The following is a 22,654-nucleotide window of genomic DNA, read 5'->3' on the forward strand; positions in this document are numbered from 1 at the left end:
ATGATGTCAGTGCAGCTTCAGGCGCGGCTCGGTGCCACGGCCGATGCGGCTACCCAACATCAGCATCAAGGTACGGAATGTGCCGTATAGCGCCATCTGGTGCATGCGGTACAACGACACGTAGAACATCCGCGCCAACCAGCCTTCGAGCATCACGCTACCGGTCAGGTTACCCATCAGGTTACCCACCGCCGAGAAGCGCGACAGCGATACCAGGGAGCCGTAATCGCGGTAGGCGTAAGTCGGCAGGGGTTTGCCTTCCAGGCGCGCCTTCAACGATTTGGCCAGCATCGAGGCCTGCTGGTGCGCGGCCTGGGCCCGTGGCGGTACGTTGCGGTCGCTGCCCGGCTGCGGGCAGGCAGCGCAATCACCAAAGGCGAAAATGTCGTCGTCCAGTGTGGTCTGCAGGGTAGGGCGAACCACCAGCTGGTTGATCCGGTTGGTCTCCAGGCCGTCGATGTCCTTGAGGAAGCCCGGCGCCCGAATACCAGCGGCCCAGACTTTCAGGCTGGCCGGGATCACGTCGCCATTGCTGGTTTTCAGCTCGGTTGCCGTCACTTCACTGACCGAGGCATTGGTCATCACCGTCACCCCGAGCTTTTCCAGGGTCTGGTGCACCGGCACGCTGATACGCTCCGGCAACGCCGGCAGTACCCGCGGGCCCGCTTCGATCAGGGTGATGTGCATGTCCTTGGGCTGGATGCGATCCAGGCCATACGCCGCCAGCTCGTGCGCGGCGTGATGCAGTTCGGCAGCCAGTTCCACACCGGTGGCACCGGCACCGACAATCGCCACGCTGATGGTTTCATTGGCCTGATCGCCGGCATGGGCGCGCAGGTAATGGTTGAGCAGCTGCTGATGGAAACGCTCGGCCTGCTTGCGGGTATCAAGGAACAGGCAGTTCTGCGCCGCACCCAGCGTACCGAAGTCGTTGGTGTTGCTGCCCACGGCGATCACCAGGGTGTCGTAGCCCAGAGTACGCGCAGGCAGCAGCTCGCGGCCCTCTTCGTCGAGGGTGGCGGCCAGCTGGATCTGTTTGCTCTCGCGGTCCAGGCCACTCATGCGCCCGAGCTGGAACTGGAAGTGATTCCACTTGGCCTGGGCCACGTAGTTCAGTTCGTCTTCCGAGGAGTTCAGCGAGCCGGCGGCGACTTCGTGCAGCAAGGGCTTCCAGATGTGCGTCAGGTTGGCGTCGACCAGGGTAATGCTGGCGCTGCCCTTCTTGCCCAGGGTTTTACCCAGGCGGGTCGCCAGTTCCAGGCCGCCGGCGCCGCCGCCGACAATCACAATACGGTGAGTCATGGGGATATCTCATAAGGTTTACGGAATTCTGTTCGAGCGTCATCGGCCGCTCGGGGCGGGCGGTTCGGGCGAGCGCAAGGCAGCTCATAGCACCAGGTTACTCAAGAGGCGGCTCAACAGGCCCAGGCCAACAGTCACCAGCACCACCATACAAAGGAGCAGCCACGGCCGGAAAGGCTTGCGCTCGACTTGATGCTGGGGAGCTTGCAGGTATTGATCGACACGACGTTGGTCTTCGGGGTTCAGGCGGCTGGTCATGAGGGCCTCGTCAGGTAGACGCATGTGACTGAAGGGAAGCTACAGGGTTCACTGTAGTTGTTTGAACAAGGCCCATGGCGCAGTCACGCGGCGGTCATTATGACGAATGATTGCGCTTTGTATCACCGCCGCGCAATTTATGCCATTACGCGTTGGCAGGGGGCCAGCTCAGAGGCTGATGCCAACATCGAAAACAATGCTGCGGCCCAGGTTGCCACGCAGAAAGTCCGGCGCATCCGGGTGGGCGAACAACACCCGGGCGAAGGTCGGGCCGACCAGCGACAATGAGCGCCAGCCCTGGCGCAGGTACTCGGTGGGCGGCGGGAAGTGGCTGTTGAGGTCGAGCACTTCGCGCTTGAGGCTGGCGAAGGCGATGATGTCCAGTTCGCTCAGGTCGAGCCCGCGTTCCTGGTAGTTGTGCGATTTTTTCCGCAAGGTCGGCGCCAGACGCTGCAGCAGCTCCTGGGCACTGATCCGTCGTGGCCGGGCTTCACGCCGCACCAGCTGGCTCAGGGAAAAGGCACTGCGCCGCCGTTGCAGCTCTTCGCGCCACTCGTCGTTGAGCCGACGGCCTTCGTCGAGGACGAAAAACACTTCAAACGCCGCATCGCGAAACAATACGTCAGGCGGCTCCTGGCCGGCGGGAGTGAAGTCCTCGCTGCGATAAGGAATGTTCAGGCCTTGCAGCAGGCGCTGGCACACCCAACGCTCACGTTCCCATTTACGGGCATTGGAAAGAAACGCATTGGCTTGTTCGGCCTGAATGGTTAGCAGGCGCAAGTAGTCTGAGTCGTCCATGGGGACAAGCTTAGCGTTCAATTGTGTCTACAGAAATAAAGTCGTTAACCGAGCGTGGGTTACGCGGTGGCAGAGCGATTTCGCTGAACGGTCTGGGCACGACGATCTGTGATGCTTTCGGCAATGCGGTGCGCACGATCCGGTACAGGGCGTGTACGTCTTTTTCGCCGCGTAGCACTTTGGGGTCCTGCGGGTCGCCGCCGAAAAAGTCCTCCCAATGGCACAGTACGACCAGCCGCGGTTGAGTCAATTCGATCAGCGCCTGTGGATATCTTTTGACTTGAATCCACGACGCCACCGGCAGGATCGCGACATCGATACCCCTGCCATCGCCAAGATCGGGAGGAAATCCATAAGGCGCGTCGCTTGAACTGTCCTGATAGTGAATGCGGTAGGCGATTTCGCCGTTTTCATCCAGCAGGTCCACCAGCCAGGCCAGGGTCTGGCCTTCCTTCCAGTTGCGGAAGCTCTTGGGCAACGTTTTCAGGTCTTGTTGGTAACTGCCGCCCATCAGGTCAATGTGTGTGGCGTTGGGCGCGTGGCTGCTCTGAATCGGCATGGCCCGGATAGTGCCTTTTTTCGATTTGAACCAGCCATCTTCCCGGGCAATCGGACGTGGTCCGTTGGGGCCGGGGAGCCAGGCCATTTTCTTCTCGGCATCTTCGAATTCACGCTCCGCACCGACTTCGGCGCGCAAGATATGCCCGGCAGTGCGTGAGCCATAGAAGGTCGCGTTCGGGGTTTTATGGTTCAAAACCCAGGCCACATCGAGCAGATGATCGTAGTGGGCGTGACCGACCAGCAGCATGGTCGCTTCCGGGGTTCTGGGCATGCCTTTGTTGATTCTTTTGACATCGGGCGTGAGCCAGAGCAGCTGGGGCAGGGAAGGGCGGCTGAAAAAAGGGTCGAACACCACCGCTTCATCACGCCAGCGCAGCAGAAACCCCGCCACACCGAAAAACTCCAGTTTTGGTTTTGCCAGTTTGTGCTCGTCCGATGGTTTTATCGGGCCGAGCTCACTCAGGTCCTGCGGACACCCGGCCGTCAGCAGCACCAGCACCATCAGCATCCAGCGCATTGCACACCCTCCATGCTCGCGTTCAGCACCAAGGCAGAGGCGTTACTGTGGTGATTCGGTGATGGTGACGCGCGCGCATCCCTGGTTATTGCGGTAGAGCAGATCCCCCAAAACCGATCCGCCACCCACGTCGTTCACGTAGAAGAACAGCGGGCCGTCGCTGCGCGCGGTAAAACTGCTGTTGAAGATTCGGCCGCCTTCCACCGCCACGGCATCAGGCGGGCAGCGCCACGCTTTGGGCCACTCCTCGATCGTCGGTCCAGGATCGCAGTAGCCTTTCGGTAATGTTTTTTCCGGATTGATAGGCAGCGCGTAACTGTCGTCGCCGCTGGTGCCGATACGCGCCATGGTCTGAAACCAGGGTTGATCGGGGTGCCGACGTAGAGACGTTGAGAGGGCGGTTACCCACGAAGCGGGAAACTTCGGCGGACATTCGTAGCCGCCGGGGTTGGCTGGAATATATTTGTCACTCCAGCGCCACTGATCAGGCACCTGCAACTTCACCTGATAGGTGCGGCCTTGATGAACCTGCATGCCGGAGTAGGCGCAGAGCGAGCGTGTGTCGAACCAGAAGGTCGCGGCATCGCTGGCGCTGCCGTCCTTTACCTTGCACAAGGTTTCATAGTTCGCCGCCGAGGCGGGCAGCGGCTGGCCCAGCAGTATTGCCAGGGCAATCACCATGAGGGCTGTAACGAGAGGTTTGGGCATGACTCACTCCGTTTCAGGAGCGCCAGTGTCGCTTGCGTTTGAGCATAGCCGAATCCGGTGGGAGCGGGCTTGCCCCGCGATGCGATGTGACAGTGGGAATGCTATCGCGGGGCAAGCCCGCTCCCACCGGGAGGTATCACATTACCCACGCAAGCGGTCTGAGGCGTAGCTTGCGGTGTAGACTGCCAGCAACGTCTTGTCTGAAGGGCTCTGCTGCCGTGATTGATGCTCAAGTGCTGTCTGACCTCAGCCTGACCCTGGGGTGGGTCGGCTATGCCGTGCTGCTGGTGTGGGCGGTGGCGCGTACGCGCTGGGTTGAACTGTTCACGGACAGTCGCCGTCAGCACCTGCTGTTCGGCACGGTGTTCGCCTTGTTTGCGTTGTGGTTGGTGCGCCGCGATTTCGACAACGGGGTGTCGTACCACTTCATCGGCATGACCGCCGTCACCTTGCTGCTGGATTGGCCGCTGGCGATTGTCGGCGGTTTGCTGGCGCAGGTCGGGTTGATCCTGCTCGGGCGTCAGGACCTGGCCGCCATGGGCGTCAACGGCCTGTTGTTCATCGGCCTGCCGGTGCTGGTCACCGAAGTCTGCGCGATCCTGGTGGAACGCGCGCAGCCGAAAAACCTGTTCGTTTACATCTTCTGTTCGGGATTTTTTGCCGCAGCCCTGGCGGCACTGCTGTGCCTGTTGCTCGGGCTGGGTTTGCTATGGCTGGACGGGCGCTTCGTGATGCCGGAGTGGATCGAAGACTTTATCGGCTACCTGTGGCTGATCATCTTTCCCGAAGCCTTTATCAACGGCATGATCGTCAGCGCCCTGGTGGTGTTTTGCCCGGAGTGGCTGGAAACCTTCAACCGCACCCGCTACCTGCAGGCGCCGTGGAAGGACGACGACGCCGGGCGTTAAGGCTCAATGGTGGGCGCGCGGATCGAGCTCGCCGGAAAACAGATCGTCTTCAGCATCCGGTGCAACTGGAATCTTGTGCTCTTCAGCGGCCCAGGCGCCGAGGTCGATCAACTTGCAGCGGTCGGAACAGAACGGCCGGAACGGGCTGGCATCGCTCCACTCAACGGGGGCGCCACAGGTCGGGCATTCTACGGTCAGGGGTTGGCTCATGCTTGGCCTCCTCGCAAAGTCAGGTAAAAGTGGTGCAGGCGGTCGACCTCTGAATGCAGCCAGGTCAGGTCGCGGTCGTTGACCAGCACATCTTGGGCATGGCGCAGACGCTCTTCGCGGCTGGCCTGAGCCTTGAGAATGGCCTGCACCTGTTCAGGGCTGGTCTGGTCGCGCTGCAGGGTGCGCTGGATTTGCAGCTCCTGCGGGGCATCGATCACCAGCAGGCGTTGGGTGCGCTGAAACTGGCCCGACTCGACCATCAGCGGCGACACGAACACCGCATACGGCGACTCGGCCTTGGCCAGGTAACTGAAAATCTCCTGACCGATCAACGGATGCAGCAGGGCTTCCAGCCAGCGCCGTTGCTCGGGGTCGCGAAAGATCAGCTCGCGCAGCGCCGCCCGGTTCAGTTGGCCATCTTCCTGCAGCACACCCGCACCAAAGCGCTCGACAATACTGGCCAGCGCCGGACGCCCGGGCTCGACCACCCAGCGCGCGGCCTGATCGGCGTCGACCAGGTGCACACCCAGTTCGACAAAGCGCTGGGCCGCAGCGCTCTTGCCGCTGCCGATGCCGCCGGTGAGACCGAGAATCCAGGGAGTGAAAGCAGCGGTGGTCATCACATTCCAGAAAGGTTCAGGTAAGAAGTGGTTATTTGACCACCCCAGAGCAGTGCGATCCAGCCCGCGATGGCCAGATAGGGACCAAAGGGGATCGGCGTGCTGGCCTTCAGGCCTTTAACCCGCAGCATGATCAGCCCGATTATCGCGCCGAGCACCGACGACAGCAGCAGCGTCAGCGGCAGGATCTGCCAGCCACCCCAGGCGCCGATCAGCGCCAGCAGCTTGAAGTCGCCGTAACCCATGCCTTCTTTGCCGGTGATGAACTTGAACAGCCAGAACACCGACCACAGGCTCAAATAGCCTGCGACCGCGCCCCACAGAGCATCCGCCAACGGCACGAACAGCTCGAAAGCGTTGACGATCAGCCCCAGCCATAACAGCGGCAGCACCAGCACATCGGGCAACAGCCGGTGCTCGATGTCGATCAGGCTCATGGCCAGCAGCCCCCAACTCAATAGCATCAGGGCCAGTGCAGCGGTATTGGCGCCCAGATACCAGGCGACGAACCCCGTCAATGCCGCACAGCCCAGTTCCACCAGTGGATAACGGGCACTGATGGCGCTGCGGCAACTGCTGCAGCGCCCGCGCAGCAGCAAGTAGCTCAAAACCGGAATGTTTTCCCAGGCACGAATGCGATGCCCGCAGTGTGGGCACTGCGAGGCGGGCAGAAACAGATCGTAGCGCTCAGGCGCGTCTTCGCCCGGCAGTTCCAGCACCTCCCGCGCTTCCGCCTGCCACTGGCGTTGCAGCATGATCGGCAGACGGTGCACCAGCACGTTGAGAAAACTGCCGACGATCAGCCCCAGGAGCAGGGCAAAGCTCAGGTAAAGCAGCGGCTGGCTGGCCAGCGTATCCATCAGGTCCATGTTCAGATCACACTACCCAGCTGAAAGATTGGCAGGTACATGGCGATCACCAGACTGCCCACCAGCAGCCCGAGAATCAGCACGATCAGAGGTTCGAGCAAGCTGGCCAGGTTATCGAGCAAGCGCTCCACGGCACTTTCGTAATGGCTGGCGACTCTGGCGAGCATATCGTCCAGCGTACCGCCTGTCTCGCCGATGGCGCACATCTGTTGCATCAACCTTGGAAACAACCCGCTGCTGGCCATCGCCAGGCTCAACGGCTGGCCGCTGGCGAGGTCCTTGCGCAGGCGCAGCACCGCTTTTTCATACAACGGATTGCCGCAAGCTCCGGCCACCGGCCCCAGCGCTTCCACCAGCGGAACCCCAGCGGCGAACGAGGTGGACAGCGTGCGGGCGAAACGGGCGAGGGCGGCATTGCTCAGCAAATCACCAACCACCGGCAGCTTCAGCGCCAGGCCCAGACACCACAGACGAAACGTGGGCTGGCGTCGGTATGCCCGACCCAAACCCCAGACACTGCCAACCCCGCACAGCAGCAACCAGCCAACGTAGTGCCCCAACCACTCGGACAACCCGATCACCCGTCGGGTGAATGCCGGCAGCTCTGCGCCGAAACCGCTGAACATCGCCTGAAACTGCGGCACCACCTCAAGCAGCAACAGGCTGGAAACACCGAGCCCGGTCAACAGCACGATCAGCGGATAGGTCATGGCTTTCTTCAACCGCGCGCGCAGCGCCTGGCGTTGCTCCTGCAGGTTGGCGACCTGTTCAAGCACCGCCTCCAGGCTGCCGGACTGTTCACCGGCGGCAATCAGGTTGCAGTACAGCGCATCGAAATATTGAGGGTGTCGACGCAACGCATCCGCCAGATTGCTACCGGCGCCGATATCCGTCTTCAGCGCGCCAATCAGGCTGATCAGCGCCGGATTGCTGCTGCTTTGGGCAATCACCTCAAGCGCTTGCAGCAGCGCAACGCCGGAGCAGATCAAACTGGCCAGCTGGCGGCTGAACTGGCTCATCTCGCGGCTACCCAGCGTGCTCCGCCGGCGCCACAACCTGGCGTGCACCCGTTCCACGCTAACCGGTCGAATACCGCGTTTACGCAACTCGGCGCGCAGCAAGGCAGGGCTGCGTCCGCGGATTTCACCGCCGACCAGCGCCCCTTGCGCTGTGGTCCCTTGCCAGCTGTAGCTATAGGTTTTTTCGGTCATCGCGACATCCTTGTGGCGTGGCCCGCACAAACCCGGAAACAGCTTCAGGGCCAGTGCCACGGGCAGGAGTGCCCGCTGCTCACTAGAGTAGTCGAGCCGGCATCAGCGAATGACCGGCACAGGGTGACAAAAGGTGTCTATTCGGGCCTACTGGCGCGCCTGTTGGCGGCCTGCCCCTGAGCGCCGCTGACCAGAACCGATTTTGCGAGGGAGAACGTCCATGAAAGGACAAAGCGGCATTACCTTGATCGAACTGATGATCGTCGTAGCGATCATCGGCATCCTGGCGACCATCGCCTTGCCCATGTACACCAACCACCAGGTGCGGACCAAGGCGACGGCTGCCCTGGTCGAGATTTCCGCCCTGAAAACCCCGTTTGATTTGCGCATGAACGAGGGGAAAGATGTTGCCGACGTCGCTGCTCTGGGCGGTCAGGCTACTACCAGCAACTGCGCCATTACCGCTACTGGCACGGCTGCCACTGGCGCGGGCAGCATCGTCTGTACCCTGGTCGATGCCCCGGCTACTGCGCTGGGCAAAACCCTCACGCTGACTCGTTCGGCTAGCGGTTGGGCGTGCGCCAGCACCCTTGAAGAAGACCTTGCCCCAGCAGGCTGCAAGCCCGCTGAAAGTGCTGCGGCACAGTGAGCAATAGCTGTTATTAAACAGTGATTTGCGTAAGCGATCCGGCAGTGGTAGCGTTGGTGCCACGCCGGTGTAGCTCAGTCGGTAGAGCAGCGCACTCGTAACGCGAAGGTCGCAGGTTCGATTCCTGTCTCCGGCACCAGTTCAGGTTCCATTGAAGGCGATCAAAATCTTTGGAGCTCTCGAAAAACCCGTCTTTTGGCGGGTTTTTTCGTTATAGCGTTCTGTTGGATTCCGAAGGATGCCAGCCGTTGCAAGGGTGACGTTTGGGATAAAGTCGCTTTGATAAGGGGTTCACCCTTATGGCTCGCACTACTTAACATCAAGCAAAACAAGAGCAACTAAATAGATGCGGTTGCTTTTTCTTGTGACTATGTCAACTTGGAAAGTTAGAAAAATAATCTGCGGGGCTGCTTAAGCCCAGCAGATTCTAACTCTAGCTATGAGGGCCACCTACGTGCAGGAACATATTCTGATCCGCACCAACGTAAGAGGGTAGCCACTCAGAATCATTGCCATCGCCAGAGTAATGATATTCGGTGGTAGAAAAAACAACTTGAGCTCCATGCTGACTACATAGAGACTTCAAAGCATTTAGATATCGCCCTAGGTCATCATTATTGATTTCATGCTGTTTTGGTGTATCTAGAATCAGAAACCTAAATCCTAGTACTCCCCGCTCAGCAAAAACCTGAAATACCGCTGCATGATAGGCCAATACAGCCCGAATCTTAGTGCTACCCTTGATCTGCGCTATGGTTTCGACGCCAAGCAACGGAGTGAAGTCATCTTTGAATGTTATATCCCTGCTCACGTTATATGTGTGCAGTATGTCGAGCCACTCTATGAAATGTTTACGGATGTCAGCTCTAACCTTTATCAAATCAGGGGATGAAGATCGGTCATTAGAAAAGGATTGATAATTTGCATATGCCTTGTCTCTTTCAATGATTGAGGCGAAATGTTTCTCTTCCAGAGATGAAATTTTGTTAAGCTCGCTAAGCTGCATCTGTAGCTCAAATATTTCTGTTTTCAGCTTCGTTATTGAGTCAACTAGAGCAGAAATTTCACTGCGGGAACTTGAAATGTTGCGTTCATCCACAAGCTGCTGGATCACGACTTCTTGAGCGGCACGTTGATTTTTTAGTTCCTCAATCCTTACCTCATCAAGACTAGCATTTCTCTCTAGGTCCTTAATCTGGTCGCGAAGATATAAAAGATTTTTGCTATACGCCTCTGAGCTAGAGGAAAACAACTGGCAAACTTCAGATCCGCAGACTTCTTTGAAAGAAAGAAAAACCCTTCGAGCCTCCTCATTGAGGTTAAGGGTTTCGATTTCTGTATTGATTTCGTGGACTATCCTACCAATACCATCATTTCGCTTTTTAAGCTGATAGATCTCGCCTGAAATTTCACGAATTGTATTTCTACGGCCTGATATTAGACGATCGATAGCATCAATAGAGTCATCACGACTTGCGCCAACGCTCTGAAGGCTCTCAACTTCTATCTCAAGCTGCTCTATTTCAGAGGTTAACTCAACTCTGGATTTGTGTTGTCCTGAATTATTTTTTTTAGCAGACTCAATCATCCTTGCTAGAGTCTGGGTTTCCTTATCTAAAAAGTCCAGGTTCTCTTTGGCTCTAAACTTATCTTTTTTTAGATCAAATGAATTTTTTACGGGGAGATCAAAGACCATTCTCATCATCTCGGAAAATTGATCTTTAATAAACCGGCTGGGTGGGCAGTAGATCTCAGTGTAGCCAATATCTTGGTCTAAATAATATAAGGGCAGTAAAGAGGAAAGGTATGGGTAGCCCAATTGATTGGCAGTGGTAACCAAATTATGTGCTGTTAGCCCCAGCCACTCAAATAGGTAGCGAGAATAATCAAGTTCATTGAAAAAACGCTGGGCTACCCCAGAGGGCTCTATAACCTGTATGTCGATATCTCTGCTGTATACTCGGCGCAGTATCAACACTCCTTTGCTCGACGATACTGTCAATTCGACGTGCTTACATTTATCGTAAATATCATTCCTGAATACACTGGGGAAGCCCAAGCAAAACGGGATAGACTGTACGACCGGAGTTTTACCACAGCCGTTAGGACCAAATAGTTGAGTAATATCGCGTCCAAAGTAAAAAAGAGGCGACCCCCATCCAGAGGGACCGTTCGGGAAAATTTTCAGGCTTACGAGATTCATTCCAACTCCAAATCTAGCTGCTTGGCAACGCAAATATTTCTATAAGCTCTAGCTATCTGCGCAAGATTATAAGCTAGATCGTCATCTTGGCTTGTTGCTCTTGCTATGATCTTCTTGCCAAGGTCAGTAATGGCTAGGCGGCTCTTTCTATTATTAACCTCAATGAGGTAAGAATTTTCAAGGAATGTAATTGCTTTAACGGTTCTAACTCTTAAGTTGGCAGACCAGCCAAGGTGTTGAGCAGATCCTTTAAAGCCTGGCATGGCGCTTTCGATACTTTCTCCTACAAGCTGCCCTAACTCAGAAATTCTAGGCTTTCTCTTATCCTTGGCCATCAAAAGAACTATTAGACAAATTAGCGGGAGCTGAAAAAGAGCCTCGTTATTAAGGTAGTACTTGCCTGCGCCAACCGCCTCGACTGGCAAAATCAAATCATCAGATTCTACTGTGGCGAAGAAGCTATCAAAATTCATGACTTTCCCTTCACTAGCGCAGAGAATATCCCGCCCAAGATGAGGTCCTCAGTTAGATCAAATTTTAGTCCATGACTCTCAAGCTCGATTAGCAGATCTCTGATAGGTTGTCGCAGAGTACTAACAGCTAACATTCCTTGAGGTCCAACCGATTTCCAAAGGGTAGACCCGATGCGCTCAGAAATAGATAAAAGCTCAAGTTCAGGAACAATGTGCCGTGCGTTTCTAAACCACAGATCCCAATCTATCTTACATCTTGAGCAATACATAACGGCAGAGATATCAGCTCCACCGGCCTTCAGAGATCGCTGTATCATAGACGCTGACCTGACAGCGTTAGGATCGCCACCATTAAGTAAGGCCAAGTATGCATCCTTGGAGATACTCAATATCGACAATAGATCATCTATAGAAATGCCCGCGAAAGTCTCTATAGATTCGGCGTCCCAGGTTTTTATCACGCCACTGGACTTCCGCTCAACTAGGTCTAATAGTCTTAGCAAGATCTCTCTGAACTCAGCGCGCTCAAGTTCAATTTCACTAAATTGGTATATTTTTTCTTTCACCACCAAATCAAAAAAGCTATCACCTTCCTTTAGATAGGAAACATCTGACTGAAAGCATAGCTTGGATAGGCGCTCTTTTATTTGCTCTAATGTATATTTTTCCGCCCCTTCACCAAAGCACTCATTAAATCGATCAATAAGAACCGCTGTGAACTTATTAGAGAAGCTTCCAGACTCTATATCATCCATCAAGTCAATGACTTCGTCACTATTGTGAATGTTGCTCTGAAAAACTACTGAGTTACAGAATTGATCAAAAACCACCGTATGGAGCAAGAGCTTTCCAATAAAGCTTTCTTTTATAGACTTTGAGCATTGCTTTGACTGATCTTTTAGTTTTGATTTGAGGCCAAATAGTTCATTAATGCTCCAGTTATGGTTTTGCTTGCCCTTCGTTTTGACTTGATAAAATATATAGGTTAATCCACTACCATCGTTTTTTCTAATGACGAAGTCGTCATGCAAATCGCAATAAACCCTATCTACATCTAGCCCCTCAAGAATCGACAGTGTTGCAACCGCCGCTGAGCGAACTTGTGCACGATATCTGCTAAAAGAGTCTCTACCACTTTGCTCCCTTGCTCGTCTACTCTCCAGCATCATCCTGTCCCAAGATTGTTAAACTTTGCCGCAGACACACGGATTGACAGGCATATATGGGACGCACCTAAACGCTTATAGGAAGGAGTCGTGCCAAGTTATCCTGTATAGTTCCAGTCCTTGGTTGGCAGATAGCCATCATGTAGAAAATAGCTGTTCAAGACGCTGAGGTAAAGCCTGTAGTAGAATCCTGAGGATTTTCGATGGAATACGGCGCGATCAGGCTTGATCCAGCCAGCTTGGAGCCTACGGTTCGGCGACTGAATGGGGGAATTATTAAGAGACACCGAATGCCGGCATGTCTCTCGGAGAGTGCCTACTCCGACTAGCCAAGTGATCTCCTCTTACACCTCAAAAATGGCAGCCTTGCTATCCGCGCTCCTAGCATTCCATATGGTATTCCAACACAAATATGAATTGATATTTTCTCTAAATATCAATGAGTTAATTAATAACTACAACTTAACCTGGCTCAGGATCTCGCGGTGCTGTTCTAGTCAGCGAGTGCAGCCTCCACCACCCACCGGTATCGGTGCTCAGAAGGCCAGATCATGAGATCCGCATGCTGTCGGTTGTAGGGGGCGCCAATCAATAGATTCGAATGCACTTTGGCTCCTGTCTCCACCACAGAACAGTTTCTTGAAGTCTATGGTTGTCTACGAAGCGCCACACAAAGCCCGCTCACTACTGGCTTTGTGGTGTCCACCTACCTCACATTGCCTTCACCCCCATCCCCCCACCAAACGGCATCACCCCCTCCCTCCACCCTCAAGCTTTCCCCCCCGCAACCGATACCAATCAAATGTCCCGGTAAAAAGACCTACTGAACACACCATGAATAAAAATCTGCGTTTCAGTCACAAAATTCTTTTGGTCGCGTCATTGATCGTGATGCTCGCCTTTACCCTGTTCACCCTGTACAGCGACTACCTCCAGCGGAATGCGACGCGCATTAATCTGGAAAACTACCTGGCTGAAATGGGTACCTCGACGTCCACCAACATCCGCAACCTCCTGGAGGGGCGGATCAGTCTGGTGGAAAACCTGGCACAGAACATTGCCCAGGACCCAGCCAACGCTGAGACGCTGATGGGTCAGAACGCTCTGATCTCGAGCTTTCTCACCGTCTACCTGGGCAAGGTTGATGGCGGTTTCAGTGTTCGTCCAGACGCCAAGATGCCCGACGGCTATGATCCGCGCACCCGCCCCTGGTACAAGGACGGCATGAGCGCCAGCGGCGCGATGCTCACCGAGCCCTATATCGATCTGACCACCAACAAGATGGTCATCGGCATCCTCAGCAAGGTCTCCGGCAGCATCGGTGTGGTCGGGGGCGATCTGGCCCTGGATGGCCTGGTGGAAATCATCAGTTCGCTGAACTTCGGCGGTATGGGCTATGCCTTCCTGGTCAACGACCAAGGCAAGATCCTGGTCCACCCGGACAACGCGCTGGTGATGAAGTCGCTGTCGGACCTATACCCTGCGAACACGCCGAAGCTGTCTGCTGAGCTGACCGAGGTCGAGGCCAATGGCCAGGCCCGTCTGCTGACCTTCGCGCCGATCAAGGGCCTGCCTTCAGCCAATTGGTACATCGGTCTGTCGGTGGACAAGGACAAGGCCTATGCGATGCTTAGTGATTTCCGCACCTCGGCAATCATTGCCACGCTTATCGCGGTGGCCATCATTATCACGCTGCTCGGCCTGCTGATCCGTGTCCTGCTGCAACCGTTGAACACGATGATCCGCGCGATGGAAGACATCGCTGAAGGTGAAGGGGATCTGACCAAGCGCCTGACCATCCACAGTCAGGACGAGTTCGGTGCGCTGGGCACGGCGTTCAACCGTTTCGTCGAGCGTATCCACGCCTCTATCCGTGAAGTGTCGTCGGCCACCGAGCAGGTCAACGAAGTGGCACTGCGGGTGGTGAGCGCGTCCAACTCGTCGATGGTCAATTCCGACGAGCAATCCAATCGCACCAACAGCGTCGCGGCCGCGATCAACGAGCTCGGCGCCGCCGCCCAGGAAATCGCCCACAACGCCGCCCAGGCTTCGCAACAGGCAAGCTCGGCGCGTCACCTAGCCGAAGAAGGCCAGCAGGTGGTTGAGCGCAGCATTGCGGCAATGAATAGGCTGTCGGATCTGATCTGCACCTCCAGCTCGCACATCGAGACGCTCAACAGCAAGACCGTGAACATCGGCCAGATCCTCGAAGTGATCACCAGCATCTCTCAGCAAACCAACCTGCTGGCGCTCAACGCCGCGATCGAAGCGGCCCGGGCCGGTGAAGCCGGGCGCGGTTTTGCGGTGGTTGCCGATGAAGTACGTAACCTCGCGCACCGTACCCAGGAGTCGGCGCAGCAAGTGCAGAACATGATCGAGGAGCTGCAGGTCGGCGCCCGCGAGTCGGTTGACACCATGGGCCAAAGCCAGCGCCACAGCCAGGACAGCGTCGAGATCGCCAATCAGGCCGGTGAGCGTCTGGGCAGCGTGACCCTGCGCATCGGCGAGATTGACGGCATGAACCAGTCGGTGGCCACCGCCACCGAGGAGCAAACCGCTGTGGTTGATTCGATCAACATGGACATCAACGAGATCAACATGCTCAACCAGGAAGGGGTGGAAAACCTGCAGTCCACCCTGCGCGCCTGCGCCGACCTGGAACAGCAGGCCAGCCGCCTGAAACACCTGGTGGGCAGCTTCCGTATCTGATCCGCGCCTGGCGAAATTCCGCGCCTACAGAATCAAACCCTGTAGGTGCGGGATTTGAACTCACTCGCCGTCATCATCGGGGACTTCATCGGTAACCATGACCCGCGCATGCGCGCTGTGCTCGTCTTCGATGCGTAAGCCGAAGTAGCGGGAGTCATTGGCGTCCCAAAACGCCTCGACCTGTGTCATGAGTGCGTTGTTAAGCAGCACCTCAGCACTACGCTCCAGGATGATTGAGTATCGTCTTTCGGTGTTCATTACAAAGGAGGCTCGCAACAGCTGAGGGAAGAGGCCGGGGTGAACCAGCATCGTTGCCATTATGCCGCCTCACTCGTTTTCGACCGCAACCGCTCATCGTTTCATTGCGTTTTTGCCTGCCGCGGGACGTTCGAACACCCCACCATCATCCCGTGCGCCAGATCCTCAACCATCGCCTTGTAGTGGTCTAATGAACTGACCTAATGATTCTGAACACCCATTTAGGCGAGAGTGCTCCCATAGAGAGGTGTGCGGATATCCCGAATGTGCTGGTTCTGTGTGTCGGCACCAAATGAGGTCTGGTGCGCCTTGGACATGGCCTATGAGCAGCATGGCCGGCCTCAGAGCGTTCTGTTTCACTCCGGGATGAGTTGACCACTACAGACGAAGGCTAGTGCTCAGAGTAGGGCGGCGCACTTCCGGCTCCGCCCAGGCGCTTCAACCTTTATTCGCGTTGAGCTTGCGCAGCTCTTCGTAGGTAGCAGACTGGACGAACCAGAAGCCAGAAACGATGCACCAAACCAAGGTGCCGACCACGAAAATCCCCAGGGCTGGCAAGAAGCCGCTGGTGAAGATGGCGATGAAAGAGAAAAGCCAGATCACGGCCAGGGAGACATAGAGGACGATGTTGTTGACGCTGATGACGAAGTCTTTCACAGGGCGTATTCCTTGCGGGAAGTCAAAAATTACCCCTCCGGGGGCATACGAATGCTATCACATTGCCATGATTTGGGTGGCGAACACGGCCCACGCCATAGGACTCGATGTTCTCTGACAGGAGGTTAAGTGATGCAGCATGCAAGATTCGAAAGCGGGCAGCTTTACTTGTTAGGTTCTCACACAGTGTTGAGTCCCCATTGCATAAGGCCAACGATGCTATTCAATATATTTGGGTAAATGAACCAAGCATCAACTTGCACTTTTGAAGTGCCCCGAGCTCCCCACCATCATCCCATGCGCCAGATCCTCAACCATTGCCTTGGCCATCCCGCTCAGGTAATGCGCTGCACAAATCATCGCTTCATCCTGCTCAAACAACACATGCTGGGTGAGTTTGCTCACACAGTTCATCAGCAGCGCCGCTTGTTCCAGAACAAAGTCCGCATTGTGCCCAGGCTCAACCCGGAACAGGCGGTCAGCAGCCATGCCGCTTGCGCCTTCTCCGAACACCCCGACACCTGTTGTTTTTAAACCTGTGCTGTTGTTTCCAATAGAATCTTCGTTCATCCATTCTCTCCCGGCATGCACTAGGCCCTAAGCAACCAGCCTTGCCTCAGCAACGCTGGCGCTCACTTGTGGATAACTCAGTGTTGTGACTGAACCTTGCTCAACGCCACTTCAACCAAACTTCGGGCGTTGTCGATTTCGTGCATGGTGGACAAGGTCAGGATTTGGCCTGGAGAGCTGGAATGGAGGAGGACGGTCTGTTGCGCCACGGTCATGGCACAGACCAGGTATTCAGAGATCTGGACGAGGATGTCTTCGAGGGATTGGTTAGTGTGAAGCGGTGGATCAGGAACGATTTTTAGCATGGTAGCCTCCCAGTGAACGGAGCCGCCACGTATCTGCTGTCAAACAAATGGGTGGCAACTGTACGCGGGTTGACAGACCGAACACCGGGGAACTCGGCGCACACGAAGGTGCCCCACGTACAATTGCCATAAAGGCTTGCACATGTTCCGCGATGAGATCGGCCTGTCAAAACCGGTCGTTGAAATTGGCAACGACCGGTCGAGACTAGGCCCCTCGCGGGACCACCGCAATGACTTGAAAGCCGCAAAAGTATGATTCGGAAATGGACTACAGGGAATCGGGAAATTCTGAAAGTTCGTTGCGCTGAAGCAGGTGACCCTGCCAAGGTGCAGGCCATCATAGAATTCTGCGTGACATACGAAGGGCAACTAATGCCCTCATTTTTTTGCTGGGGCGATGGATGAAACAAGGGCTGGTTTGGGCACTGATGCTGATGTGTTTGATCTTGACTGGCTGCGCCACCGCGCCACCCAGGGATCAGAACAATCTCTGCAATATCTTCCGCGAATACCCGGACTGGTACGAAGATTCGCTGGAGATGCAGCAGAAGTACGGCACGCCGCAACACGTGGCGATGGCGATCATGAAGCAGGAAAGCAGTTTCGTTCACGATGCGCTGCCGCCGCGTGATTATCTCTTGTGGGTGATTCCCTGGGGCCGTGTGAGTTCGGCCTATGGTTATGCACAGGCCCAGGACCCGGTCTGGGGTGAGTACAAGGACGGCACCGGCAATGGCGGCTCGCGGGACAATTTTGATGACGCGATGATGTTCATTGGCTGGTACACCGACGGCACGCAAAAGCAGCTGGGGATCTCCAAGTGGGATACCTACAACCAGTACCTGGCCTACCACGAGGGGCGCGGTGGGTTCAGCCGCGGCACCTATCGCAGCAAGCCCTGGCTGATGCAGGTGGCGCGCAAGGTTGAGCAGCAGTCGAAGGTTTATGGTGCGCAGCTCAAGCAGTGTCGGACTGAGCTGGAGGAAGATACTGGCTGGTTTTGATGTGCTGGTAACCGCTGCTCCCCTCTGTCATCAATTGCCAAGCCGCTGACGCTCAATGAAAAGCAGCGAATCTGCGGGTGACGATACTGAAAGGCGCGAGAAAAACTGACAGTGCGCTGTCAGTCGCCTTTCAGGAACGCCATCACAGGGAGCGCGGCATGAAGTTCAGCTTTATCGGTAACAAGCACCTTGGCCGTCGACGTGTGCTGCGCGATGCCTTCGCCCTGGCGGTGGCCGCCTCGCCGTTGGCAAACCTGGCCAGGGCGGCCGACGAGAACGTCGAAGAGGTAACCTTCGCCGCCGGGCCGCGGCCACTGGTGCAATACCCGCAGAAGCGCCCGCTGACCCTGGTGACCACCCGCCCGCCGCACCTCGAAACGCCGTTCACGGTGTTCAACGAAGGGCCGATCACGCCCAATGACGCGTTTTTCGTCCGCTACCATCTGGCCAATTTCCCTACCAGCATCGACCCGGACAGCTACCGGCTGACGGTCAAGGGTTCGGTCGCTACGCCGCTGTCATTGTCTCTTGATGAGCTCAAGGCCCTCGCCGACCCCGTCGAGGTGGTGGCAGTCAATCAGTGTTCGGGCAACAGCCGTGGCTTCTCGATGCCACGGGTGTTCGGTGCGCAACTGGGCAATGGCTCGATGGGCAACGCGCGCTGGCTGGGGGTGCCGCTCAAGGCGGTACTGGAAAAGGCGAGCGTGAGCGCTGCGGCCCGGCAAGTGACCTTCCGTGGCCTCGACAAGCCGGTGCTGGCGAGCACGCCGGAGTTCATCAAGGCCCTGGACATCAGTCATGCCATGAACGGCGAGCCGATGATCGCCTGGGCAATGAATGGCACCGACCTGCCTTTTCTCAACGGTTACCCGATCCGTCTGGTGGTACCGGGCTATTTCGGCACGTACTGGGTCAAGCACCTGAGCGAGATCGAGGTGCTCGACCACACCTATGACGGTTTTTTCATGGCCAAGGGGTACCAGATTCCGGACAACGATTGTTTCTGTATCGCGCCCGGCACCACGGCGGCGAAAACCCGGCCGATTTCCACATTGCCGGTGCGCAGCTTCATTACCAGCGTCAAACACGGCGATGTGTTGCCACTTAACAAAAGTGTGCTGCTCAAGGGCATCGCGTTCGACGGTGGGGCTGGCGTCAACAAGGTGGAGGTTTCGATTGACGGTGGTCAGCGTTGGCGTGAGGCCACGCTGGGTGAGGACCTGGGGCGTTTCTCCTTTCGCGAGTGGACGCTGGCGATCAGCTTTGACAGTCAAGGCGCCACTCAATTGATGGTGCGCGCCAGTAACGCTGCGGGCGAGACACAGCCGCTGCGAGCCGACTGGAACCCGGGCGGCTATCGCCGTCACGTCGTCGAAACCACCCACGTGACCGTCGCCTGAGGAAGCCTGCATGAGCCAGATGAAACGCATGACCACCTTGCTGTGCGCGGTTCAGGTTTGTTGGGTGGCGATGCTTGAGGCTGCGCCGCTGTCGATCACCTTGCCGGCGGAAACGGCGGTGTTCAAGGCCAATGCGCTACCGGGCTACGCGTTGGCCCAGCAGAAGTGTTCAACCTGCCATTCTGCCGATTACATCAGCTTCCAGCCGCCGGGCATGAGCCTGGCGCAATGGACGGCCGAAGCCGGCAAGATGCAGAAGGTGTATGGCGCGCCGATCAGCGATCAGGATGTGAGCATCATCGGCGCTTACCTGGCGACGACCTACGGCAGTGCCCAGGCGAGCGATGCCGATGTGCAGGCGGCCTCGTATCCGGCGCCGGGCAAGCCTCCGGCAGGGCAGGGGGCCAAGGTCGATGCCATGGCGTTGTTGCAGAGCAATGCTTGCCTGTCTTGTCATGCGCTGGATCACAAGGTTGTCGGTCCGGCGTATCACGATGTGGCGGCCAAGTACGCCAACGATGCGCAGGCATTGGCCAAGGTGACGTCGAGCATTCAGCAGGGAGGTACGGGCAAGTGGGGGAATGTGCCAATGCCGCCGTTTACGCAATTGAGCCCGGATCAGCTGCAGGTTATGGCGACGTTCATATTGCAGCAGTAAGTGCAGCTTGGGTCTTGATGTGTTGAGCGGGGGATTGATCGCGGGGCAAGCCCGCTCCCACCGAGATACTGCACTCCCCCCCCGGTGGGAGCGGGCTTGCCCCGCGATGGCCTTACCAGTTGTAAGCCACGCTCGCACTGACCATCCGCGGATAGCCATAGTTGCAGCGGAATTCGCCGTTCTGGCAGGTGGCGTAGCTGTTGTCGAGCAGGTTGCTGGCGTTGAGCTGCAGGCGCCAGTTTTCGATGTCGTAACGCGCCATGGCGTCGAACAGGGTGTAGCCCGGTACGCGCAGTTTGTTGGCGTCGTCACCGAAGCTGGAACCTACGTAACGCGCACCCGCACCAAAGCCCAAGCCCTTGAGTTCACCGCTCTTGAAGCTGTAATCGGCCCACAGCGACGCGGTGTGCTCCGGCACGTTGTACGGGCGGTTGCCTTCGAAGTTGGTGTCTTCGGTGATCTTCACTTTGTTGTAGGTGTAGTTGGCGATCAGGTTCAGCTCTTCGCTCAGGCTGGCGATGCCTTCAAGCTCGATACCGCGCGAGCGCACTTCGCCAATCTGGATCTGGTTGATGCCGCTCGGGTCGTTCGGGTCGGTGGTCGGCACGTTCTGTTTGCGCAGGTCGAACGCCGACAAGGTGATCGAGCTGTTGCTGCCCGGCGGCTGGTATTTCAAACCAACTTCGTGCTGTTTGCCGGTCGAGGGTTCGAGGATTTCGGTGGTCAGCGCTACGGTCGGTACGAACGATTCGGAGTAGCTGTAGTACGGCGCCAGGCCGTTGTCGGCGAGGTACATGACGCCGGCGCGCCAGGTCGCTTCGCGGTCGTTGCGCTGGTTGGTGCCGGCCGGGTTGCCGGCTTCGTACACGCCGCTGCCGCCATCGTTGTTCTGGTTGACCCGCGCCCAGTCCACCCGCCCGCCGAGGGTGAAGGCCCAGTGGTCGTACTTGATCTGGTCCTGCACGTAGACGCCGAGCTGGCGCACTTTGGCAGTGACGTCGTTGGTGGTTTGCAGGTCGCTCGGCACCCAGCCGTAGCGCGGGTCGAGGTAGTTGAAGGCATTCGGGTCGCCGTTGGGGCTGCCCTGGTTGAAGATGTCGTAGGTGGTGTACTGCGCATCGCCGCCGACCAGCACGGTGTGCTCCAGCGCGCCGGTGCTGAAGTTGGCCTGCACCTGGTTGTCCAGCGCCCAGCCGCTGAGCTTGGTTGAAGAGGTCAGGGCGCCGCGGAAACCTTCGCCGTATTCGGCGGGCTGGGTCGGGTACGGGAAGGCCCAGTAGCCCAAGCCGTAAACGGTTTCGTAATCGAGTTTCAGGTGGCGGTAACGGAAGTTCTGCCGAAAGCTCCAGGTGTCGTTGAAGCTGTGTTCGAACTGGTAGCCGATGCTGTCCTGGTCACGGTTGAAGTGGTCGAAGTCCGGTTCACCGGCAAACAGGCTGTCGTCGAAGCGCCCGACCGGGCTGCTTTTCACCGTGCCGTAGTAAGGCAGGTACTGAAACACCGAGCCATAGCGCTCGCGCTGGGTCTGGGCGAGGAGGGTCAGCGAGGTGCTGTCATCGATGTTCCAGGTCAGCGAAGGGGCGATGAACCAGCTGCTTTCGTCGACATGGTCGATCTGCGTGGAGCCGTCCTTGACCTGCGCGGTCAGGCGTCCGAGCCACTGGCCCTGCTCATCGAGTTTGCCGCCGACATCGACGCCGGCGACTTTGCGGTCGTAGCTGCCGTACTGCACTTTTACTTCCTGGCGCATGTCGGCCCGCGGGCGTTTGCTCACCTGGTTGACCAGGCCACCCGGCGAACTCTGGCCGAACAGCACTGAGCTTGGGCCGCGGATCACGTCGACGCGCTCCAGGCTGTAGGCGTCGACGCGCCACATGGCGTAGTTGCGGTTGAGCAGGTTGAGGCCGTCGAGGTACAGGCCGTCGTTGGATTGATCGAAACCACGCATGTAGATGTAGTCGTTGCGGTTGTCGGCACCGAACGGCTCGGAGTTGACCCCGGTGCTGTAACGCAAGGCTTCGCTGAGGTTCTGGACGTTCTGCGTGTCCATCTGCTCGCGGGTGACGACCGACACCGACTGCGGGATTTCGTGAATCGCCGTGTCGGTTTTCGTCGCCGTGGCGGTGCGTGTGGCCAGGTAGCCCTGGCTTGGGCTGAACAGGCTGCTCTGCAGCTGGCTGGCGTCGATGTTGGTGGCGCCCAGTTCGACGCTGCCTTCAACCTGGCGCTCAAGGGTCAGGGTGCCTTGCCCGGTGCTGCGCACCACCAGCCCGCTGCCGGCCAGGGCGCGGCTCAGGGCCTGCTCGGTGGTCATCTGACCCTTGATTGCTGGCGCCTGCAGGCCCCTGACCAGGCTCGGTGCGTAGAGGATGTTGTTGCCGCTCTGCCGGCCAATAGCGCTCAGGGTGGCAGTGAGGGAGCTGGCGGGCAGGTCGAATTGGCGCAACTGCTGTTGCTCGCCGGCACAGGCTGGCGCCACGGCGCCGGCCAGCGGCGTGAGCAGGAGGGCGAGGTACAACGGGGTCAGTTCAAAGCACGAGCGGCGAGACATGAAGGGCTCCAGAGGGCGTGGCCGGGCTGCGTTTTCGCGAGCGGTTCATGGGCTATGTGCGATGAACGGGGAAAAGCTATATAGGCAAC

At 57.3% G+C, this 22,654-nt stretch carries 22 protein-coding genes, 1 tRNA gene and 2 pseudogenes; 8 read left to right on the forward strand and 17 right to left on the reverse strand.

Annotated features, from left to right (window positions below):
• Positions 1–6: 6 nt before the first annotated feature.
• From NPS47_RS22080 to NPS47_RS22100, 5 genes are all read right to left on the reverse strand, one after another.
• Positions 7–1,302 carry an NAD(P)/FAD-dependent oxidoreductase gene (locus NPS47_RS22080; protein WP_038606912.1) on the reverse strand — a complete coding sequence of 432 codons (1,296 nt, stop codon included), beginning with the start codon at positions 1,300–1,302 and terminating at the stop codon, positions 7–9.
• A gap of 84 nt (positions 1,303–1,386) precedes the next feature.
• A complete protein-coding gene (locus tag NPS47_RS22085) occupies positions 1,387–1,560 on the reverse strand; it encodes a DUF3094 family protein (RefSeq protein WP_107024999.1) in 174 nt (57 codons plus the stop codon).
• A gap of 168 nt (positions 1,561–1,728) precedes the next feature.
• Positions 1,729–2,358, reverse strand: coding sequence for a DUF1780 domain-containing protein (locus tag NPS47_RS22090; protein ID WP_038606917.1), 630 nt, complete (start codon positions 2,356–2,358; stop codon positions 1,729–1,731).
• Positions 2,359–2,368: 10 nt separating this feature from the next.
• On the reverse strand, positions 2,369–3,421 hold the full coding sequence (locus NPS47_RS22095; protein ID WP_274296885.1) for an MBL fold metallo-hydrolase: 1,053 nt from the start codon (positions 3,419–3,421) through the stop codon (positions 2,369–2,371).
• 57 nt (positions 3,422–3,478) lie between these two features.
• Positions 3,479–4,144: a hypothetical protein gene (locus tag NPS47_RS22100; protein ID WP_274296886.1), complete on the reverse strand. Its 666-nt coding sequence runs from the start codon at positions 4,142–4,144 to the stop codon at positions 3,479–3,481.
• Between the two features lie 218 nt (positions 4,145–4,362).
• Between NPS47_RS22100 and NPS47_RS22105 the strand changes: the two genes are divergently transcribed.
• Positions 4,363–5,052, forward strand: a complete 690-nt coding sequence (locus NPS47_RS22105) for an energy-coupling factor ABC transporter permease (protein WP_274296887.1) — start codon at positions 4,363–4,365, stop codon at positions 5,050–5,052.
• Between the two features lie 3 nt (positions 5,053–5,055).
• Here the strand turns inward: NPS47_RS22105 and yacG are convergent, their stop codons facing one another.
• Genes yacG through NPS47_RS22125 form a run of 4 tightly spaced genes read right to left on the reverse strand, consistent with a single transcriptional unit; the run spans position 5,056 to position 7,962 of the window.
• A complete protein-coding gene (yacG, locus tag NPS47_RS22110) occupies positions 5,056–5,262 on the reverse strand; it encodes a DNA gyrase inhibitor YacG (protein ID WP_274296888.1) in 207 nt (68 codons plus the stop codon).
• Positions 5,259–5,882, reverse strand: a complete 624-nt coding sequence (gene coaE, locus NPS47_RS22115; RefSeq protein ID WP_274296889.1) for a dephospho-CoA kinase — start codon at positions 5,880–5,882, stop codon at positions 5,259–5,261. Before coaE ends, yacG begins: the two co-directional genes overlap by 4 nt.
• On the reverse strand, positions 5,882–6,751 hold the full coding sequence (locus tag NPS47_RS22120; protein WP_274296890.1) for a prepilin peptidase: 870 nt from the start codon (positions 6,749–6,751) through the stop codon (positions 5,882–5,884). The genes coaE and NPS47_RS22120 overlap by 1 nt, the downstream gene beginning before the upstream one ends.
• 2 nt (positions 6,752–6,753) lie before the next feature.
• Positions 6,754–7,962 (reverse strand): type II secretion system F family protein, encoded by a 1,209-nt coding sequence (locus NPS47_RS22125; protein ID WP_274296891.1) that lies wholly within the window; start codon positions 7,960–7,962, stop codon positions 6,754–6,756.
• Positions 7,963–8,182: 220 nt separating this feature from the next.
• Here NPS47_RS22125 and NPS47_RS22130 point away from each other — a divergent pair, with 220 nt between their 5' ends.
• On the forward strand, positions 8,183–8,611 hold the full coding sequence (locus tag NPS47_RS22130; RefSeq protein ID WP_274296892.1) for a pilin: 429 nt from the start codon (positions 8,183–8,185) through the stop codon (positions 8,609–8,611).
• A 63-nt stretch (positions 8,612–8,674) separates the two neighbouring features.
• Positions 8,675–8,750: transfer RNA gene (locus tag NPS47_RS22135), tRNA-Thr, on the forward strand.
• A gap of 294 nt (positions 8,751–9,044) precedes the next feature.
• Here the strand turns inward: NPS47_RS22135 and NPS47_RS22140 are convergent.
• The 3 genes from NPS47_RS22140 to NPS47_RS22150 are packed head-to-tail and all read right to left on the reverse strand — an operon-like array spanning position 9,045 to position 12,453.
• Positions 9,045–10,814: a hypothetical protein gene (locus NPS47_RS22140; protein ID WP_274296893.1), complete on the reverse strand. Its 1,770-nt coding sequence runs from the start codon at positions 10,812–10,814 to the stop codon at positions 9,045–9,047.
• The gene (locus NPS47_RS22145; RefSeq protein ID WP_274296894.1) at positions 10,811–11,287 is read right to left on the reverse strand and encodes a hypothetical protein; all 477 of its coding nucleotides are present in this window, start codon (positions 11,285–11,287) and stop codon (positions 10,811–10,813) included. Before NPS47_RS22145 ends, NPS47_RS22140 begins: the two co-directional genes overlap by 4 nt.
• Positions 11,284–12,453, reverse strand: coding sequence for a dsDNA nuclease domain-containing protein (locus NPS47_RS22150; RefSeq protein WP_274296895.1), 1,170 nt, complete (start codon positions 12,451–12,453; stop codon positions 11,284–11,286). Before NPS47_RS22150 ends, NPS47_RS22145 begins: the two co-directional genes overlap by 4 nt.
• A gap of 891 nt (positions 12,454–13,344) precedes the next feature.
• Here NPS47_RS22150 and NPS47_RS25855 point away from each other — a divergent pair.
• Together NPS47_RS25855 and NPS47_RS25860 are read left to right on the forward strand one after the other, a co-directional pair.
• Positions 13,345–14,307: pseudogene (locus tag NPS47_RS25855) on the forward strand (HAMP domain-containing protein); the annotation flags it as partial.
• A 258-nt stretch (positions 14,308–14,565) separates the two neighbouring features.
• Positions 14,566–15,162: pseudogene (locus tag NPS47_RS25860) on the forward strand (methyl-accepting chemotaxis protein); the annotation flags it as partial.
• A 60-nt stretch (positions 15,163–15,222) separates the two neighbouring features.
• Here the strand turns inward: NPS47_RS25860 and NPS47_RS22160 are convergent.
• The 4 genes from NPS47_RS22160 to NPS47_RS22175 all read right to left on the reverse strand — a co-directional run bounded on the left by NPS47_RS22160 (position 15,223) and on the right by NPS47_RS22175 (position 16,952).
• Positions 15,223–15,420: a hypothetical protein gene (locus NPS47_RS22160; protein WP_274296914.1), complete on the reverse strand. Its 198-nt coding sequence runs from the start codon at positions 15,418–15,420 to the stop codon at positions 15,223–15,225.
• Positions 15,421–15,858: 438 nt separating this feature from the next.
• Positions 15,859–16,077: a hypothetical protein gene (locus tag NPS47_RS22165; RefSeq protein ID WP_038606968.1), complete on the reverse strand. Its 219-nt coding sequence runs from the start codon at positions 16,075–16,077 to the stop codon at positions 15,859–15,861.
• A 252-nt stretch (positions 16,078–16,329) separates the two neighbouring features.
• Positions 16,330–16,647, reverse strand: a complete 318-nt coding sequence (locus NPS47_RS22170; RefSeq protein ID WP_274296897.1) for a DUF3077 domain-containing protein — start codon at positions 16,645–16,647, stop codon at positions 16,330–16,332.
• 77 nt (positions 16,648–16,724) lie between these two features.
• Positions 16,725–16,952: a hypothetical protein gene (locus tag NPS47_RS22175; protein WP_274296898.1), complete on the reverse strand. Its 228-nt coding sequence runs from the start codon at positions 16,950–16,952 to the stop codon at positions 16,725–16,727.
• Between the two features lie 401 nt (positions 16,953–17,353).
• On the opposite strand from NPS47_RS22175, the gene NPS47_RS22180 reads away from it, so the two are divergent.
• The 3 genes from NPS47_RS22180 (at position 17,354) to NPS47_RS22190 (ending at position 20,014) form a co-directional block, all read left to right on the forward strand.
• On the forward strand, positions 17,354–17,956 hold the full coding sequence (locus tag NPS47_RS22180; RefSeq protein ID WP_274296899.1) for a hypothetical protein: 603 nt from the start codon (positions 17,354–17,356) through the stop codon (positions 17,954–17,956).
• A gap of 158 nt (positions 17,957–18,114) precedes the next feature.
• Complete coding sequence (locus NPS47_RS22185; protein WP_274296900.1) at positions 18,115–19,356, forward strand: molybdopterin-dependent oxidoreductase; 1,242 nt, start codon at positions 18,115–18,117, stop codon at positions 19,354–19,356.
• A gap of 10 nt (positions 19,357–19,366) precedes the next feature.
• Positions 19,367–20,014 (forward strand): c-type cytochrome, encoded by a 648-nt coding sequence (locus tag NPS47_RS22190; protein ID WP_274296901.1) that lies wholly within the window; start codon positions 19,367–19,369, stop codon positions 20,012–20,014.
• 112 nt (positions 20,015–20,126) lie between these two features.
• Here the strand turns inward: NPS47_RS22190 and NPS47_RS22195 are convergent, their stop codons facing one another.
• The gene (locus NPS47_RS22195) at positions 20,127–22,565 is read right to left on the reverse strand and encodes a TonB-dependent siderophore receptor (RefSeq protein ID WP_274296902.1); all 2,439 of its coding nucleotides are present in this window, start codon (positions 22,563–22,565) and stop codon (positions 20,127–20,129) included.
• Positions 22,566–22,654 lie beyond the last annotated feature (89 nt).

It is taken from the genome of Pseudomonas putida, from assembly GCF_028682475.1.
Taxonomy (GTDB): Bacteria; Pseudomonadota; Gammaproteobacteria; order Pseudomonadales; family Pseudomonadaceae; genus Aquipseudomonas; species Aquipseudomonas putida_AG.